The organism is Nocardia sp. MH4 (assembly GCF_019266065.1).
In the GTDB taxonomy this organism is placed as follows: domain Bacteria; phylum Actinomycetota; class Actinomycetes; order Mycobacteriales; family Mycobacteriaceae; genus Nocardia; species Nocardia canadensis.
In genome coordinates, this window is sequence record NZ_LPNR01000112.1 from 1 (window position 1) to 18130 (window position 18130).

The window sequence follows — 18130 nt, forward strand, 5'->3', positions numbered from 1 at the left end:
CCCGCCCCGTCGCGTGGCCCGGCGGTGAGCTCGGCACCGGCGGCGACCGGCGGGCCGACCAGCCCGCCCGGTGTCCCGGTGCCCGACACCGCGCCCGCGTGCGCCGACGGTCAGGTGCTCGTCGGCGGCGGACCGGTCACCGCGGCCGCGGGCCATCAGGGGCTGACCCTGCGGTTCTGGCTGGTCGGCGCCGGCGCACCCTGTTCGCTCACCGGCTATCCGGGCGTGGACGCGATCGGCGCCGCGACCATCGGTGCCACCCGCACGCTGCGTGGCTACCTGGGTGGCCTACCGCCCCATCAGAACGAGCCACCGACGGTGATCCTCACCCGGGACCACGGTGCGGAGGCGGTCGTGGAGGGCACCGCGACCGACGCCTCGGGTACTGCGTGCCCGGCGTACACCGGATTGCGGGTCACCGTGCCCGACACCACCGAGACCGTCCCGGTCGCCGAGACGCTGTCGGTGTGCGATCTGTCGGTCCATCCGGTCACCCCGATGAGCTGATCGTCGGCGCGGCGCTCCGGATCACGTCTGTGGGCACGAAACCGGTTGGACCGGAACGATTTCCGTGGCCGGGGTGACGCGTAGCCGGGCCAGGCCCCAGACGGTGAGACCGCACAGGGCGTAGCCGGCGCCGAACGCGCACGCGGCCCACCAGCCCCACGAGCTGTAGGCCCAGGCGGTGGTGACCGCGCCGAGGGCGGACCCGGCGGAATAGAAGGTCATGTAGGCGCCGATGACGCTGCCGGTGCGGTCGGGGTGCGCGGTGGTCAGCAGGTGCTGATTGGAGACATGCACCGCCTGCACGGCGAAGTCGAGCGCGACGATGCCTGCCACGAGCGGGAGCAGGGCCGGCCCCAGCGGGGCGATGAGCAGCCAGGATCCGGCCAGGATCACCAGCGACCACCCACTGACCGTGCCTGCCCGACCGGCGTCGGCCCACCTGCCCGCTCGGCTCGCGCCGAGGGCACCGGCCAGACCCGCCACCCCGAAGAGCCCGATCGCGGTGGTCCCGAGGGACCACGGTTCGGCGCCGAGCGGCAGGGCCAGGCCGCTCCAGAGCGTGCCGAAGGACGCGAAGAGGAAGAAGGCGATCAGGCCACGGCTCAGGAACAGGCGATCGGTGACCAGGAGGCGACCGGTCGACCGCAGGGTCGGCAGGTAGCGTGCGCCGGGCATCCGGACATCAGGGCGCAGAACCGCCCGGGTGACGACGGCGAGCGCCACGCACGAGCCGGTCAGCAGGACGAAGACGACCCGCCACCCGAGCGTGTCCCCGAGGACGCCCGCGACGACGCGGACACCGAGAATGCCGAGCACCACTCCCGAGGTGACGGCGCCGATGACGCGACCGCGGGCACCGGGGGCCGCCATCGCGGCCGCGTAGGCGACCGTCACCTGCACCACGACCGCGAACACCCCGGCGACGGCGAGCCCCACCATCGCGACCAGGCCGTTCGGTGCGAGGGCTGTGATCGCGGCGCCCACCGCGGTGAGCACGAGCAGACCGCTGATGAGCCCGCGTCGGTCCATCAGGTCGCCGAGCGGCACCAACAGGATCAGCCCGGCGACATAGCCGAGCTGTCCGGCGGCGACCAGCAGGCCCAGTGACTCGTCGGGCAAACCCAGTTCGGCGCCCGCCGTCTCCAGCACCGGCTGTATCGCATAGATCGTGGCCACCGCCGTGGCGCACACCGCGGCCAGCAGCGACCGCTGTGGTCGCGTGATCCCGGGGACCATCAGCCCTCCATTCGGTAGCAAAATGCAACCAACTCACGATAGGGAATAATGGTTTCGAAATGCAACCCGATGGAAGGGGTGGGGATGACACCGACGTCCGGCGTCGATCGCGCGTGGACCGATCCCACGTGTCCGGTCGCCCGCACCGTCGACCTGGTGGGCGATCGCTGGAGCCTGCTCATCGTCCGCGACGCCATGGACGGACCCGGCTCGTTCACCGAGTTCCGGCAGCGGCTCGGGATCGCCCGCAATATCCTCGCCGACCGGCTGCGCAGGCTCGTCGACGACGGCATCCTCACCACCAGCGCCACGCCGAGCGGCAAGCGGCACGTCTACGAGCTCACCGCCGCCGGGCGCGATCTGTTCACGACCATCGTCGCCCTGCGGCAGTGGGGCGAACGGCACGCCTTCGCCGACGGTGCGCGGCATTCGACCCTGGTCGATCGAGACGGTGAGGCGCTCGCCGAACTGCGGCCCCACAGTCTCTCGGGCGTGCCGGTCACCGCCGAGACCACCGACGTGCGGCGCGTGGACTGAGCCGGCACCGGCACCGGATTCCCGGCGGTGACCTCCCGATCAGAGGTTGCCGACTTCGCGTTCGAGCCGCCGCGCGACCAGGTCGCGGGCCTGCTCGCGCAGCACCGGGCGGAAACCGGTGGGATACACCGGGTCCGCGGGCGCGTACTGCTTCAGGACCTCCTTGGCCAGGGTGATCTTGTGGACCTCGGTGGGCCCGTCGGCGATGGCCATGACCTCGGCGTAGGTGGTCATGTCGAGGAACGGGAGATCGGTGCTGACACCGAGCGCGCCGTGCAGATGCAGTGCGCGGCGGGCGATGTCGTTCATCACCGTCGGCATCGCCACCTTGATGGCGGCGATGTCCTTGCGGACCGCGCGATAGTCCTGGGCCTGGTCGATGCGCCAGGCCGTGCGCAGTACGAGCAGGCGGAACTGCTCCATCTGGATCCAGCTGTCGGCGATACGCTCCTGGGTCATCTGGAAGCCGCCGAGCACGCCCTTGCGGGCCGGGCGCGACACCGCGCGCTCGCACATCATGTCGAACGCCTTGCGGACCAGCGCGACCGTGCGCATCGCGTGGTGCACGCGGCCGCCGCCGAGGCGGGTCTGCGCGACGACGAAACCGGCGCCCTCCGCGCCCAGCAGGTGATCGGCGGGCACCCGGACGTCGGTGAACCGCAGGTGCCCTTCGTGTTCGCTGAAGCCGGGCACGGTGAAATTGCGCACCAGCTCGAGCCCGGGCGCATCGGCCGGGACGATGAACATCGACAGCCGCAGATGCGGTTCGGCGTCCGGATCGGTCACCACCATCACGATGTGGAAGGTGGCGAACTCTGCGCAGGAGTTGAACCACTTCTCGCCGTTGATGACCCACTCGTCCCCGTCGCGGACCGCGGTGGTGCGAAACGCCGTCGGATCCGAGCCGCCGGTGGGCTCGGTCATCACGTAACAGGAGCCGATCTCGCCGTCGAGCAACGGCTGCAGGTACTTCTGCTTCTGCTCCACGGTGCCGAAGTGTGCCAGGATCTCGGCGTTGCCGGAATCCGGTGCCTGACAACCGAAGACGAGCGGCGCCCACATCGACGTGCCGAGCACCTCGTTGAGCAGCGCGAGCTCGAGCTGACCGTAGCCGGGACCGCCCAATTCGGGGCCGAGGTGGCAGGCCCACAGTCCCTGATCCTTCACCTGCTGCTGCAGCGGCCGCATGAGCGCGCGGATCTCCGGATCGGTCCGGTCATAGGGGTTGGGGTAGATCAGATCCAGGGGCTCGACCTCGGTGCGGACGAACTCCGCGACCCAGTCGAGCTTGCGCTGGTACTCCGGATCGGTCTCGAAATCCCAAGCCATGGTCAGCCTTTCGGGTCGGTGTCCGTGGCGCTGAGCCCGGACAGGACGGTGTCGGTGAGGATGTCGGCGATCTCGGCGGGGGAGTGCGCCCCGCGTTCGCGGTACCAGAACCCGAGCGAGTTCAGCATGCCGAGCAGGCCGTTGGTGACGACGTGATCGGCGGTGCGTAGCTGCCCCGCGGCGTAGCCCGCATCGATGACGTCCTGCCAGCGATGCTGGAGGCGGTCGCGCAGCCGCTGCAACTCGATCGCGCGGTCGCCGGTCAGGGCGTCGGCATCGCGCAGGTGCACGGCGACCGCGCGGCGATGGGTGACGATCAGCTCCACATGACTGCGGATGAGCAGGCGCAGCGTCGCGACCGGGTCGGTGCTCGCCTCGGCGAGGCGCTCGGCGTCGGCGAGCAGCAGGCGGGTGTAGTCGGCGAGGATCTCCCACAGCAGCTCCTCCTTGGAGCCGATGTGGTAGTACAGCGCGCCGCGCTGGACGTCGGCCCTGGCGCCGATCTCGGCGACGCCGGTGCCGTGGAAGCCGCGCTCGGCGAACAGCTCCAGCGCGGCGGCGCGGATGCGATCACGGGTGTCGGCCGCGCCGCGATCGGCGGCCGGCGGGCGGCCGCGGCGACGGACCGGAGCGACGGGTTCGCCTGCTCGCGCGACGCTCATCGTGCCTCCGCTCCACCCGGCGACCTGGGCGAGCCGCCGAGAAATGTTCCGGTCAGTACATTAATTCTCCGGGTGCCTACAATCAAGGGGTGTGCCGCCACGCCCACGCGCCGACCCCGGCGTCTCGGCGTGGCGGAATGGACGGCGGTTCCACGACGTTCCCACCCACACGAGGTGTCACCACTACCCACGGGTAACATGACATCGACTTTTCCCACCCGGCTTTCTCAAAAGTGAGGCAGTAGATGACAGAGCGGATTCAGGTCGGCGGGCTCCAGGTGGCCAGCGTTCTCCACGATTTCATCGAGAACGAGGCGCTCCCCGGTACCGGCGTAGATTCCGCCGCGTTCTGGGCCGGAGCCGAGCAGGTCATCAACGACCTCGCCCCGCGCAACCGCGCCCTGCTGGCCGAACGCGACGAGATCCAGGGCAAGCTCGACGCCTGGCACCAGGAGAGCCCCGGCGCCGGCTACGACAAGGGCGCCTACAAGCAGTTCCTGACCGAGATCGGTTACCTGCGTCCCGAGCCCGCCCCGTTCCAGATCGGCACCGGCAACGTCGACGCCGAGATCGCCACCACCGCGGGCCCGCAGCTCGTGGTGCCGGTGATGAACGCGCGCTTCGCGATCAACGCCGCCAACGCGCGGTGGGGCTCGCTCTACGACGCGCTCTACGGCACCGACGCCATCTCCGAGGCCAACGGCGCCGAGAAGGGCACCGGCTACAACCGCGTGCGCGGCGACAAGGTCATCGAGTGGGGCCGCAACTTCCTCGACGACGCCGTCACCCTGATCACCGGCTCGCACATCGGTTCGTCGTACTACAAGATCGTCGACGGCGAGCTCGAGGTCGGCCTGGAAGACGGCACCGACATCGGCCTGGCCGATCCGTCGCAGCTCGTCGGCTACCTGGGCGACCCCGAGGCCCCGACCTCGGTGCTGCTCAAGCACAACGGCCTGCACATCGAGATCCAGATCGACGCGAACTCGCCGATCGGCTCGACCGACACCGCCGGTGTCAAGGACATCGTGCTCGAGTCCGCGCTCACCACGATCATGGACTTCGAGGACTCGGTCGCCGCGGTCGACGCCGACGACAAGGTCGTCTGTTACCGCAACTGGCTCGGCCTGATGAAGGGCGACCTGGCCGAAGAGGTCACCAAGAACGGCAAGACCTTCACCCGCACCATGAACCCCGACCGCGTGTTCACCGCGCTCGACGGTTCCGAGCTGGTGCTGCACGGCCGTTCGCTGCTGTTCGTGCGCAACGTGGGTCACCTGATGACCTCCGACGCGATCATCGACGCGCAGGGCAACGAGGTGCCCGAGGGCATCATGGACGGCCTGATCACCTCGCTGATCGCCGTGCACTCGCTCAACGGCTCCGCCCAGCTGGCCAACACCCGCACCGGCTCGGTCTACATCGTGAAGCCGAAGATGCACGGCCCCGACGAGGCCGCGTTCACCAACGAGCTGTTCGGCCGGATCGAGGACGTCCTCGGCCTGACCCGCAACACCCTCAAGGTCGGGATCATGGACGAGGAGCGCCGCACCACGGTCAACCTCGCCGCGTCGATCGAGGCCGCCAAGGAGCGCGTGGTGTTCATCAACACCGGCTTCCTGGACCGCACCGGCGACGAGATCCACACCTCCATGGAGGCCGGGCCGATGGTCCGCAAGGCCGAGATGAAGACCCAGACCTGGATCACCTCCTACGAGGACTGGAACGTCGACACCGGTCTGGCCAAGGGTCTGCCCAGCAAGGCGCAGATCGGCAAGGGCATGTGGGCCATGCCCGACCTGATGGCGGGCATGCTCGAGCAGAAGATCGGCCACCCCAAGGCCGGCGCCAACACCGCGTGGGTCCCCTCGCCGACCGCCGCCACCCTGCACGCCACCCACTACCACCAGGTGGACGTGTTCAAGCGGCAGTCCGAGATCGCCAAGGGCGGCCCGCGTGCCACCGTCGACCAGATCCTGGAGATCCCGCTGGCCCAGTCCACCGACTGGTCCGACGAGGAGAAGCGTCAGGAGCTGGACAACAACTCCCAGGGCATCCTGGGCTACGTCGTCCGCTGGATCGATCACGGTGTCGGCTGCTCGAAGGTGCCCGACATCAACGACATCGGCCTGATGGAAGACCGTGCCACCCTGCGCATCTCGAGCCAGCTGGTCGCCAACTGGCTGCGCCACGGCATCGTCACCGAGGCCGACGTGATCGCCAGCCTCGAGCGCATGGCGCCGGTCGTCGACCGCCAGAACGCCGGCGACAAGGCCTACCGCCCGATGGCGCCGGACTTCGACGCCTCGATCGCCTTCCAGGCCGCCAAGGAACTGGTGCTCGAGGGCACCAAGCAGCCCAACGGCTACACCGAGCCGATCCTGCACCGCCGCCGCCGCGAGTTCAAGGCTGCGCAGAAGTAGTGCTGCCGAGTGCATGAAAAGTAGCTCATAGCAGTGCTTTTCGCTTGTGGCCCCGCGTCGGAGAGATCCGGCGCGGGGCCACTGCCGTCACTGGACATGAACGTTGGAGACGACGAGCGGGCGATGCTCGGCGTCAGTTCACGGCACGCTGAATCCGGGTTCTCCTTGCGCGCATCGCTTCGGTGGATTCGCGAATCTTCTGCTGGATACGCCAGGACCGCCGAAGGAATTCGATGAAGCCGTCGGCAAGCTTGTGATCCTCAGGGGCACACTCGTTGTAGAGATAGACTGCACCGGATCCGCGTCGGAAGAAATAGACCTTATAGCCTTGATGGTGGCCGAAGAAGAAGTGGTTCTCCAGTGTCGGTCCCTCGCCGGAGATGTCTTCGGCGGCCTCTCGGGCATCCAGCATTCGCGGAAAGAACAGGTCGGTTCCCCGGAAGAGTGTGCCGGCCTGCTTTCCCATCTGCGCGAGAAATGCGTGATACTCATCGGGGATCGGGAAGCCTTCGGGCGCAAGAGAATAGACCTGTGCGATCTCTGCTGAGTCACACCCGATGATCGAGCAACAATCTATCGGGGGCGGGCCAGTTGGCGTATCGCACCGCCTCGATGCTCTGGTTTCCGCTGTTCAGAAGTAGCTACTCGCGAATGAAGCGTGCTGCGCGTCGAGCGAATCGCTCGCAACGCAGCCGGTCGATGACGTCGTCTTCGACCTGTGCGAGGGCACAATTGCGGAAACCACCTCTGGGACAACGATCGGTGACACGACTGGGACCCTCACCAGTAGTGCGGGGTGAGTCCCCAGAAGTCGAATTCGGTGGTGAGGAGGGTGCGGAGGGCGGCGCGGGTGGGGAAGCGGTCCGGGTCGGCGCCGGTGACGGCGAGGGTGACGGTGTGGCCGTCGGTGCAGAAGGAGAGGTTCACACCGACTTCCACGCGGCGGAACATGGCGGGATCGTTCGTGCAGACGACCGGGCGCATGAGGACGGCCGAGGCGTGGTGGCCGGCGAAATCGGCGACGCCTTGGGCGGTGTCGCCGAGGTTGGTGCACAGGCATTCCGGTGCGGTGGCGGTCCGGGCGAAATGGCGCAGGACGAAACGCGGCAGGATCATCTGGAGGGGTTGCAGGTGTTGCAGGGCCGGGGTGGTCGCCGGGTCGCGGTAGGCGGTCGCCGCCTGTTTGACCGCCGTGCGGACCGCGGCGAGGTCGACGCGATCGGTGGTGCGGTAGCGGACCGAGATCGGCAGGCCGGTGGTGGCATTGGCGCGCGGGTCGTCGGCGGTGCGCATCGAATGGGGGATGTCGACGCGGATGTCGGCGGCGTCGCCGACACGTCCGCTGCGCCCGAGCAGGCCAGCGCCGAGGGCGATCAGCAGCCCGTTGGTCGTGCCGGAATGTGTTGCGGCGACGGAGTTCCACTGGTCCAGCGACAGCTGCACGACGACGTCGGCGGGGGACCATCGCCGCGGCAGCGGCAGCAGGGGTTGCGCGGGTCGGGGCGTGCGGTCGGGCTCGGTGACAGCCCGGGCCGCGATCGCGGCCCGGATGCCCTTCGCCACCGCTCGCAGCTGATGCAGCGCATCGGAGACGTTCGCGCCGAGCGCGTTTCGCGGTGCCCGGCCGACCAGCGCCCCGGAACTCACGGTCCGGTCGGGTTCCTCCGCCAGGCGGGCCAGCGCATCGCCGACGGCGAACAGCACCGCGCCGCCGTCGGAGGCCACGTGCGAGGTCACCAGCGACACCAGGGTCCCGCCCGTGGTGGTCGGCGCGGCCGACAATCGCCACACCAGACCGGTGCCGGGGTCGAACTCCACCCGGCTCTGCGCGAAGTACCAGTCCAGCACCTCGTCCTCGGCGACCGGCACCGTGTCCCACCCCAGCGGGATCGAGGCGGTGGCGGGCATCCAGTACGGCCGGGCGAAGGGCACCCGGGTTCCCTCGACCCGGCGGGCCAGGAAGCCCTGGGCGAGGTGGGCGTGGAAGCGGTCGAGCAGGTCCCGGCTCAGCGGCTCGTCGAACCGCCACGCGAGCTGGTTGACCAGTGCGTTGCCGTAGAGGCTGTGCAGTTTGAGGAACAGGTCGTCGTCGGCGGTGAGCCGATTGACGGCGGCCACGGGAGTGATCGCGGGAGCGGTGAGCGTCATGGTGGCTCCTCTCAGCGGGCGCGCAGGGTGCGGACGGTCAGGGGCGCGAAGACGGCGACGACGACGAGCGAGGCGACCACCGACCAGCAGGCATCGGCGCCGATCGCGCCGTTCTCGGCGAGCGCGCGGACCGCCGACACCAGATACGACACGGGGTTGTAGTCGGAGACGTAGCCGAGCCAGGTGGGCATGGACTCCTCGGGCACCAGCGCGTTCGAGGCGAAACTCAGGAAGGTCAGTACCAGCATCGACATGCCCTGCACGGCGGCGGGCCGCGACACGGTGACCCCGATGAACGCGAACAGCCAGCTGATCGCGGTGGTCGCCAGCACGACCAGCACCGCGCCGGCGACGAAGCCGATCGGATGCGCCGGTCGGTAGCCCATGGCGAACCCGACGATCACCACCGTGGTCGCGGCGATCACATAGCGGGTGGCCCCGGCCAGCAGCGCGCCGGCGACCGGGGCCGACCGCGCGATCGGCATGGCGACGAACCGGTCGAACACCCCCGAGCGGATGTCCTCGGACAGCTGTACGCCGGTGGCGACCGACGACGTCAGCACGATCTGCACCAGCACGCCCGGGATCAGGATCGGCAGGTAGGCCGTCATGCTGCCGGCGATGGCGGTGCCGAAGATGCTGCCGAACAGCAGCGGCCCGACGATGGGCAGCAGGAGGGCGTCGTAGAGCAGCTGTGGGCTGTGCCGGAAGGTGAGCAGCCCGCGCCAGGCCATCAGCAGGGACTGGAACAGCGCGGCGCGCAGGCTCACGTGCGTGACGCGGGGGCGGCGAGCGATCTTCGCGGGCGTGGTGGTCTCGACGGCGATCTCGGCGGTGGTGACGGTCATGATGGTCTCGACTTCCGTGATCAGGCGGCGGCGCGGGCCGTGCCGGTGAGAGCGAGGAAGACCTCGTTCAGGTCGGGTCGGTCGACGGCGAAGCCGCGCAGTGCGATGCCCGCGGCCCGGCAGGCGGCGACGATGTCGGCGGCGGTGCCCGCGTCGGCGAGCGCGACGGTCAGGACCCCGGCCGAGGAGCCCTCCGGCACCTCGCCGGTGAGGTCGGCGACAATGGCTTCGGCGTGCCCGGACTGGGCCACATCGGCGAGTTCCAGACGCAGCACCTGTTCGCCGATGGAGGACTTGAGCTCGGCGGCGGTGCCCTCGGCGACGATGGCGCCGCGGTCGATCACCGCGATCCGGTCGGCCAGTGCGTCGGCTTCCTCGAGGTACTGGGTGGTGAGCAGCACGGTCGCGCCGCGGGCGACGAGCTTGCGGATGATGCCCCACATGCGGTCGCGGGTGTGCGGGTCCAGGCCGGTGGTGGGTTCGTCGAGGAAGATCAGCGGGGGATCGGTGATCAGCGTCGCGGCCAGATCCAGGCGCCGCCGCATGCCGCCGGAGAACTGGCCGACCGGGCGATCGGTGACCGCGCTCAGCTCGAACTCCGCGAGCAGTTCGGTGCTGCGGGCGGCGGCCGCGCGCCGGGAGAGACCGAGCAGGCGGCCGAACAGGCGCAGATTCTCACCCGCGGTGAGGGTTTCGTCGACGGAGGCGTATTGGCCGGTGAGCCCGATCATCGAGCGCACCGCGGTGGCCTCGCGCACGATGTCGTAGCCGAAGATCTCGGCGCTGCCGCGATCGGGCCGCACCAGGGTCGCGAGCATGCGCACGGTGGTGGTCTTGCCCGCGCCGTTGGGGCCGAGCAGGGCGAAGACGGTGCCCGCCGCGACGGTGAGGTCGACCGCGCCCACGGCGGTGAAGTCGCCGTAGGACTTGCCGAGTCCGGTGATCCGGATGGCGATATCGGGGTTCATGGGAGTCTCCCTGGGGCGTCGATGAGTTCGGGCGCGACCGGGGCCAGCGCCGCGACGATGTCGGCGGCACGCTCGACACCGTCGGTGGTGAAGGCGGCGGCGTAGTCGGCGGCCCGGCGGCGGACCTCGGGGGTCGAGATCCGGTCGAGCAGCGAGTCGAGCCGCGCGCCGGTGAGCGTGCGCGCCGGGGTGGTCGCCGCCAGGCCGCGTCGTTGCAGCGCTCGTCCCCAGTAGGGCTGGTCGGCCTGGACCGAGCAGATCACCTGCGGCACACCGGCTCTCAACGCGGCCGCGGTGGTTCCTGCGCCGCCGTGGTGCACCACCGCCACACAGTGCGGCAGCACCTCGGTGTGGTCGACCTGGTCGACGACGGCCACGTCGGCATCGATGCCGGGGGTGATCGCGGCCCAGCCCGAGGCCAGCAACAGGCGGCGCCCGCGACGCGCGCAGACCTCACGCAGCATGGCGACGAACTCGACGGGATCCCCGACATCCATCGAGCCGAAGCCCACGTAGACGGGTGCGGAACCGGCCGCCAGCCACCGGCGAACCGCTGCCTGGGCATCGGTGCGGGAGCGGAAACCGGCGGAAGCCGTGGCGGTCGCGCTCGACGGCAGCGCCGGATCCGTCGAGGCGCCGCACCGCACGTCGTCCCGGGGACCGAGCGGCCCGGCCTCGGGATGAGCGCCGCGCGGGCGCCGGTGACGATCGGAATCCCTCGGCGTGGTGCGGACACCGTCGACGTCGACCGGAAAGCCGGTGAACGGCCCGGGCAGTTCGTCGCGCAGACCGGGGAACAGCGTGGGGTCGTACGCCTGGATACGCACCCTGGTCGGCGGTTCGCCCGTGGGCAGCACCGGAGCCAGCGCGGCGGCCCTGGCGAAGGCGAGCGCCGACCACCCCCAGCGGTGCACGACACCAGGGAGTCGCTGCGCCCAGCGCGCCGGAACCACCGGGACGACGGCATTGGCCTGGATCGGGAAGAAGTGCATCGCCGCGAACGGCAGCCCCGCCTCGTGCGCCACCGCGGCGGCGGCCTCCTCGCCCGCCATCCCGGCCACGACCGCATCATGGCCGGGCACCAGCTCGCACAGGTCGGCGACCATGTCCGGCACCCCGCGACGCTGTAGGTCGAGCACGGCGCGCAGTCGTGACCACGGATTGCGGGCGCTGAATCGGCGGTCGGTGCGCTGGGCGTGCAGCAGCACGGCGCTGTCGCACCCGAAGGGGACCGCGGGGACGCCGTGTTCGGTCGCGAACCCGACGAGGTTGGGGGCCAGCGCGAGGGTCACCTCGTGTCCCCGGGCGATCAGGGCGCGCGCCAGCAGGATGCCGGGCTGGGCATCGCCGCGGCTGCCGGTGAATGCCAACAGGGCCCGCATCGGCTCATACCGCCTGCGCGACGACCGGCGCCGCGACGGGCGCGAGTGCGTCGAGGTGGACCGCCGCGGTGACCTCCATCAGGGCCGCGCCGAAGGCGGTGAGGAAATCGTCCATCACCTCGGCGGGCAGCCCCGCGGGATATCGGGTGGACACGTAGAGGCCATCGGCGGCCCGCACGACCCACAGGAACACCTCGTCGGTGGAGTACGACTCCGCCCGCAGGGTCCGTCCGCGCAGGTCGGCGACGAGCTCGTAGCCGGGTAGCACCCGGATGTCGAGGAAGGACACACCGAACCGGGGCGTCTCGCGCACGCCGAGGATGTCCAGCACGCGCGACCAGGACGCGTCGTTGGCGGTTCGCGACCGCCGCAACGCGGCGCGGGTGCTCTCCAGCGCCGCGGCCATCCCCGCGCCGGGCTCCACCCGGATATCGACCGGGACGACATTGACGAACCAGCCCATCGCTTCCAGCCAGCGCAGGTCGGGCCGGGTCGCGATCGGCATCACCGTGCGCAGACGTTCCGTGCCGAACCGGCGCTGGTGGGCGACGGCCAGTGCGGCGAACACCGCCACCGACATCCGGTGCCGCACCTGGTCGAGCACCGCCTCGACCTGTTCGAGCTGGTCGAGCTCGAGCACCCGCCGCGACACACTCGGCTGCGCGAGGCCGGCGGCCACGGGCCGGTGCGTGTGCGGGGCGAATTGTGGCATGGTGCCGTCGCCGCCGGCGAGGAACTCCCGCCAGGTCGCCACCGCGGGCGATTCGGCGTCGAGGTCGGCGGCGGCCGCCCGCTCGACCACCGCGAAGTCGGCGGGACTGCCGAACGTGGCCGATTCGCGGGCCTGCTCGCCCGCCAGCACCTCGCGGTAGAGGGTGCGCAGCTCCAGGATGAGGATGGCCTGGGAGTAGGCGTCCATCACCGAGTGATCGGCGCCCACCAGCACGGTGAAGTCCGCGGTCGCGGCATGCTCGACGGTCGCGGCCAGCAGATGCGGCCAGACCAGTGGGGACAGCCGCAGTTCCAGTGCGCCGCAGAGGAATTCGTTGATACTCGGCCCGTCGGTGAGGCCGTCGACCTGCTGTTCGACGATGCCGACCGCGGTGGCGGGCGCGAGGAGCCTGCCGGGTTCGCCCGCGGCGTCGGCGCGCACCGTGGTGCGCAGCCCCTCGTGCCGGGCATGCCAGCGGCGCAGCGTCTCGGCCCAGGCGGCGCGCTCGAGCCGGGCGTCCATCTCGAAGACGGTGCCGATCCAGCGGCCACGGCCCGGTCGCGGATCGGCGGGGTCGACGCTCGCGCAGTAGCCGGCGTGCACGCTGGTCAGCGGACGGTCGTCGGGGTGCCAGGCGTTCGCGGGCAGTTCCGGTGTCCAGAGTGACAACGTGCCGGGGCGGATCTCGAATTCGGACAGGTGGGTGTATTCCATGACCGGTTCACCTCGTGACGAATACATGCCGGAACGGCGGAAGACGGATTCGAAAAGGGGCACGTCGATGTGTCACCACTGATGCTCTGGAACTTCGACGGCGGTAATTCCCGGGAAGCCTCGGCGGATCTGATGGTATAGCCGGAGCGGTGGAATTCATGCCTGTGACGGCGATCACGGTTTTGCTGAACAAAACTCTTCTGCCAGCGGTTGGTGCTGAGGGTTCGGTGGATTGCGGCTGTCGCACAGAATATTTCGGATGGAAATATCGGTGCACATCGGTGTCCGTCGACACTTTTGTTCAGCCGTGGTCGGTGCGCGGTGTCGGCGTCATCACAGCTCGGGTGGCCCGTTGTCCGGTGCTGTTTCCCGGCCGTTCATCCGGTGTGGTGTGGCAGTGAGTGAAATGCCGGAATCGGTGGGCTGTGCTCAGCGCGATGCCGCGACGTCGCCGCGAATGGCCAACTCGCGCAGCCGGAGCCAATCGATCGTGGGCCGTGCGGGCGGTGTTCCCGGCCGCTCGCGCGGCACCCACACGCGCAGCGCGCCCGGTTCGATGACGCAGTGCACCGGCGTGTCGAGCCGGCGGGACTCACCGTCGACGCCGACCGGGAGCTGCGGGGCGTCGGTGTCGACGTCGACCCGCGCGGTGGTGTGCTGGGTGAGTCCGCGGCTGCGGGTGCGGCGGAGCAGGCCGACCGCGTCGCGGGTGTTGGCGACCGAGACGGTGACCGCACCGAGCATGCCGCGATCGAGGCGGTCGCGGCGGTTCAGGCCGGCGAGATCGCTGGTGCCGTAGGGGTTGTTGCTCACCAGGATCGCCTGCGGTCCGACGACCGTGGTGCCGTCGATTCGGGCGACGAGCTGGTGGCCGGTGTGGCCGGCGAGCAGGTCGGGCAGCAGACGCAGGACCGTCGCGGTCTTGTCGTCGCGGTAGGCGGGACTGCGCACGATCTCGGCGTAGACGCCGAACGAGGCGTTGTTGACGAACGGCAGGCCGTTGATCCGGCCCAGGTCCACGCGCAGCTCCACGCCGTCGCGGAGCGCGTCGAGTCCGGCGGCGGGATCGTCGCGATCCAGGCCGAGGTCCATCGCGAAGTGATTGCGGGTCCCCGCGCTGATCACCAGGAACGGCAGATCGTGCTCGGCCGCGACGCCTGCCACCAGGGCCTGGGTTCCGTCACCGCCCGCCACCCCGAGCAGATCCGCGCCCCGCGCGACGGCCTGTCTGGCCAGCGCCTCGACATCGACGTGGCCCTCGAGCATCGCTACTTCCGCACCCAGTTCCTCGGCGCGGCGACGCAGGTCGAACTTCTCGACCTTCCCGCCGCCGGACCGTGGATTCATGATCAGGAACGGGTGCTGGGCGCGCGGGGCCGACCGGCCCGGCGCGGTGGCGGGTGGTGTTCCGGCGCGCAGCGCGATGCGCGCGCAGACCACCGCCAGCAGGGCTGCCGCGACGGCGAGCAACACCACCCACAGCAGCCGGGCGCGCACGAACACCACGACGACGAAGATCGGCGAGAGCACCGCGATCGCCAGCGATACCCAGCGCAGCACTCCGTACCTGGTCAGGAACCAGTACAGCGCGGCCATCGTGACGACCACGCCCCCGGTGCCGATGATCAGCACACCGAGGGTCCCCACGACCCCGGCGAACAGCACCGGGATCACCGCCGTCAGGGCCGCGAACACGAAGGCGGCCCGGGCCGACCAGGCCCGGATCCGCCGTCCGGAGTCGGGGATCATCGCCCGGCCCGCCGTGGCGCGGGCCGGGATGTCGTCCGTCGCACTGGCGGACTCAGGGCTGTGGTTTCCAGGTGGCGATCGCCCAGATGATCACCACGCTGAGGGCGATGATGATGAACGACCAGGCCGGGTAGTAGGGCAGGGAAAGGAAGTTCGCGACGATCACCAGTCCGGCGACACCGAGCGCGCTGTACCGGCCCCAGGTGGCGCCCAGGACCAGGCCGACGCCGACGATCAGCGCCAGCGCTCCGAGGACCACATGGACCCAACCCCAGGTGGTCGTATCGAACTCGTACACGTAGTCGATTCCGGCCACATATATTTCGTCTTCCAGCAGTGCGGAAATGCCCTGCAGGATCGAGACCGCGGCCAGGATGAGAAGCATGCACGCGGCCGTGATGGATATTCCTTCCGCGACGGCTTGTCGCTGAAAGGGTTCTGCTTCGGGTGGTGCGCGATGCGCTGAGGTATTGCTGGTCATGCTCGACTCCTCGCTGTGCGGAGGGACGCCAGCCCGTCGCGAACAGGATCGCCGACAATTCTGCCGACAGTCCGGTGACGAGGTCGGCGAGCGGGTGATATTCGGTCGAAGAACGTTCTGATTTTACCGAAATAGCATCCTCCGAACAAGGAATCGGGCAGGCACGGAATCAGTCGGTAGATGGGGGGTACGCGTTCACGAGCGCTCCTCGCCTCGGGACCCTGCGGTCGGCCTGTTCCAGCCAACCAGCCGGGCCCGGCGCCGACCTCACCCGGAACGGGTGATTCCCGAGGCGGACCGACGGGGCAGCAGGCCGGTGCCGAACAGCGCCAGGACCGCGATCAGCGCGGTCACCGCGAACGCGACCTGCAGGGCCTCGAGGCGGGCGTCGGCGTTGACCGACTGCACGGCGGCGGCGGTGGTGGCGTCGACCCCGGCCTCGTCGAGGGCGTCGGAGAGCTGCTGGTCCGACAGGAACGGCACCCCTGAAGCCAGATCGGTGGTGGCCTGCTGTTGCACGGCGACCGGCACGTCCGGGTTCTGCTCGATTCCGGCGACCACCGAGGACGTCAGCGTGGCGATCAGGACCGACCCGATCAGCGCGGTCCCCAGCGAGGCGCCGAGCTGGGTCGCGGTGTTCTGGATCCCGCCGACCTCGGAGGTGCGTGAATCGGGCACGGCTGAGACCGTGACCGCACCGAGCTGCGAGGCCAGCGCGCCCAGACCCAGCCCCATCAGCAACATCGGGATCGACACCACCGCCGCGTTGGCGCCGGGATCCATGCCCGCCGCGAGCATCAGCACCCCGACGATGATCACGCCCAGGCCCAGCCGGACCACCCGGCGCGGGTTGGCATGAGGACGGAACTTGGGGATGCCCACCGCGGTCAGCACCAGCGCGACCGACAGCGGCAGAATACGCACTCCGGTCTCGACCGCGCTGAGCTCGAGCACCACCGACAGGAACAGTGGCACCGTGAAGAACGCCCCGGCCTGCACGGCGAACTGCGCGAAGAACATGCTCGACCCGCCCACGAGCTGACGGTTCCGCAGCAGCGCCGGATCGACGAGCGGATCCCGGTCGCGGTCCACCAGATACGCCTGCCAGCGCAGGAACAGGTACAGGGTGAACAAGCCGCCCAGCAACAGCCAGATCACCGCCGACAATCCGAACAGTGCCGGGGCGCCGGATTCCGGCCGCACCCAGCCCCATTCGCTCGACCGCAGCACGCCGAACACGATCGCGCCGAGCCCGACGACCGACAGCGCCGAGCCGATCAGGTCGAGGCGGACCCGCTCGGCGGGCGCGTCCTCGACGCGGCGCAGCACCAGCAGGATCGCCACCACGATGACCACCTCGCCGAAGAAGACGTAGCGCCACGACGCGAATGTCGTCACCGCGCCACCGAGCAGCGGGCCGACGGCGACCGCGATCGCACCCGCCGCCGCCACCATCCCGTAGGCCGCCGGTCGTCGATCGGGCGCGAAGTTACCCGCGACCAGGGAGACGATCGCGGGCATGATCAGGGCCGCGCCGATGCCTTCCAGCAGCGACCAGCCCAGCAGCAGGACGGCCAGATTGGGCGCCAAGCCGGTGACGAACGAGCCGATGCCGTAGATCACCAGGCCGATCCCGAACACCCGGCGTCTGCCGACGATGGCGCCCACTTTGCCGCCGGTGATCATCAGCGAGGCCATGACCAGGGTGTAGAGCGTGATGGCGGTCTGGATGCCGGTGATCGTGGTGTCGAGGTCTTGGGCGACGGTGGCCATCGACACGTTCATCACCGAACTGTCGAGGGTCATCAGGAACTGGCCCGCCGCCAGCACGAGCAGGACGAGCGAACTGGACTTCACCGGTGTCGCCGACATCCGGTCCTCCTCGCGATCAGTGGGTCAGGATGACTTTGACCGCCACCACGGTGGTGGCGACGCAGCCCAGCACGACCGCTCCGGTCAGTGCCGATCGGTCGGGGCGCCGGCCTTGCAGCCGCCGGATGACGAACACGATGCCCGCGATGCGTACCAGCATCGCGACCTCCGCCAGGATCTGCGCGGTGCGTGGTTGCAGCCACCCGAAGGCCGCGGCCGCGAGAATCGCGCACGGCAGCACCGCCGAGGTGAGGATGGGCAGCGAATCGCGCAGGTTCGCCCAGCGTTGCGCGGCGGGCATCGCCATGCCCTGCCGCACCGATTGCCCGACGCTCTCGGCGAACGAATGCGCGATGAACGTCGACACCGCGGTCCCGAGGACGACCAGGATGCCGACGTCCTCGGTGGACGGCGCGACCGGGATCAAAGCGGCGAGAATCAGCACGTTGCCGTAGATATAGGCGCTGATGCGACTGGCCGCATTGCGCTGATCGAGGGGGACCCGGGAGAACAGGGGCCTGTGCAACAGCTCGTGGGTGGTGCCGTCCATCTGTCCTCACCG

17 protein-coding genes are annotated in these 18130 nt (G+C 69.8%); 4 read left to right on the plus strand and 13 right to left on the minus strand.

Translation table 11 applies throughout. The features are described from left to right. On the plus strand, window positions 1-507 hold a 507-nt coding region (locus ATM97_RS22150; RefSeq protein WP_255588245.1), incomplete at its 5' end, for a DUF4232 domain-containing protein. Window positions 508-528: 21 nt separating this feature from the next. Here the strand turns inward: ATM97_RS22150 and ATM97_RS22155 are convergent. Then, a complete protein-coding gene (locus tag ATM97_RS22155; protein WP_218719973.1) occupies window positions 529-1743 on the minus strand; it encodes an MFS transporter in 1215 nt (404 codons plus the stop codon). An 84-nt stretch (window positions 1744-1827) separates the two neighbouring features. On the opposite strand from ATM97_RS22155, the gene ATM97_RS22160 reads away from it, so the two are divergent. Next, window positions 1828-2280: a helix-turn-helix domain-containing protein gene (locus tag ATM97_RS22160; protein ID WP_218719974.1), complete on the plus strand. Its 453-nt coding sequence runs from the start codon at window positions 1828-1830 to the stop codon at window positions 2278-2280. 39 nt (window positions 2281-2319) lie between these two features. Here ATM97_RS22160 and ATM97_RS22165 read toward each other — a convergent pair whose 3' ends face one another. Next, a complete protein-coding gene (locus ATM97_RS22165; protein ID WP_218719975.1) occupies window positions 2320-3609 on the minus strand; it encodes an acyl-CoA dehydrogenase family protein in 1290 nt (429 codons plus the stop codon). A 2-nt stretch (window positions 3610-3611) separates the two neighbouring features. Continuing rightward, window positions 3612-4271, minus strand: a complete 660-nt coding sequence (locus tag ATM97_RS22170; RefSeq protein WP_218719976.1) for a TetR/AcrR family transcriptional regulator — start codon at window positions 4269-4271, stop codon at window positions 3612-3614. A 245-nt stretch (window positions 4272-4516) separates the two neighbouring features. Here ATM97_RS22170 and ATM97_RS22175 point away from each other — a divergent pair, with 245 nt between their 5' ends. Then, entirely contained in the window at window positions 4517-6694 is a 2178-nt protein-coding gene (locus ATM97_RS22175; protein ID WP_218719977.1) for a malate synthase G, read from the plus strand. 133 nt (window positions 6695-6827) lie between these two features. Here the strand turns inward: ATM97_RS22175 and ATM97_RS22180 are convergent, their stop codons facing one another. The 6 genes from ATM97_RS22180 to ATM97_RS22205 all read right to left on the minus strand — a co-directional run bounded on the left by ATM97_RS22180 (window position 6828) and on the right by ATM97_RS22205 (window position 13466). Continuing rightward, window positions 6828-7271: an SMI1/KNR4 family protein gene (locus tag ATM97_RS22180; RefSeq protein ID WP_374104898.1), complete on the minus strand. Its 444-nt coding sequence runs from the start codon at window positions 7269-7271 to the stop codon at window positions 6828-6830. A gap of 203 nt (window positions 7272-7474) precedes the next feature. Beyond that, window positions 7475-8842, minus strand: a complete 1368-nt coding sequence (locus ATM97_RS22185; RefSeq protein ID WP_218719978.1) for a hypothetical protein — start codon at window positions 8840-8842, stop codon at window positions 7475-7477. 11 nt (window positions 8843-8853) lie between these two features. Beyond that, window positions 8854-9690 (minus strand): ABC transporter permease, encoded by an 837-nt coding sequence (locus ATM97_RS22190; protein ID WP_218719979.1) that lies wholly within the window; start codon window positions 9688-9690, stop codon window positions 8854-8856. Window positions 9691-9710: 20 nt separating this feature from the next. Beyond that, complete coding sequence (locus ATM97_RS22195; RefSeq protein WP_218719980.1) at window positions 9711-10658, minus strand: ATP-binding cassette domain-containing protein; 948 nt, start codon at window positions 10656-10658, stop codon at window positions 9711-9713. Beyond that, window positions 10655-12040 carry a glycosyltransferase gene (locus tag ATM97_RS22200; RefSeq protein WP_218719981.1) on the minus strand — a complete coding sequence of 462 codons (1386 nt, stop codon included), beginning with the start codon at window positions 12038-12040 and terminating at the stop codon, window positions 10655-10657. The genes ATM97_RS22195 and ATM97_RS22200 overlap by 4 nt, the downstream gene beginning before the upstream one ends. A 4-nt stretch (window positions 12041-12044) precedes the next feature. Then, window positions 12045-13466, minus strand: a complete 1422-nt coding sequence (locus ATM97_RS22205) for a condensation domain-containing protein (RefSeq protein WP_218719982.1) — start codon at window positions 13464-13466, stop codon at window positions 12045-12047. A gap of 149 nt (window positions 13467-13615) precedes the next feature. On the opposite strand from ATM97_RS22205, the gene ATM97_RS22210 reads away from it, so the two are divergent. Next, complete coding sequence (locus ATM97_RS22210; RefSeq protein WP_218719983.1) at window positions 13616-13867, plus strand: hypothetical protein; 252 nt, start codon at window positions 13616-13618, stop codon at window positions 13865-13867. Window positions 13868-13895: 28 nt separating this feature from the next. Here ATM97_RS22210 and ATM97_RS22215 read toward each other — a convergent pair whose 3' ends face one another. From ATM97_RS22215 to ATM97_RS22230, 4 genes are all read right to left on the minus strand, one after another. Continuing rightward, a complete protein-coding gene (locus tag ATM97_RS22215) occupies window positions 13896-15215 on the minus strand; it encodes a diacylglycerol kinase family protein (protein ID WP_218719984.1) in 1320 nt (439 codons plus the stop codon). Between the two features lie 52 nt (window positions 15216-15267). Beyond that, a complete protein-coding gene (locus ATM97_RS22220) occupies window positions 15268-15600 on the minus strand; it encodes an acetyltransferase (protein WP_255588246.1) in 333 nt (110 codons plus the stop codon). Between the two features lie 363 nt (window positions 15601-15963). Further along, on the minus strand, window positions 15964-17568 hold the full coding sequence (locus ATM97_RS22225; RefSeq protein ID WP_218719986.1) for an MFS transporter: 1605 nt from the start codon (window positions 17566-17568) through the stop codon (window positions 15964-15966). Window positions 17569-17584: 16 nt separating this feature from the next. Next, window positions 17585-18118 (minus strand): hypothetical protein, encoded by a 534-nt coding sequence (locus tag ATM97_RS22230; RefSeq protein ID WP_218719987.1) that lies wholly within the window; start codon window positions 18116-18118, stop codon window positions 17585-17587. Between the last annotated feature and the right edge of the window lie 12 nt (window positions 18119-18130).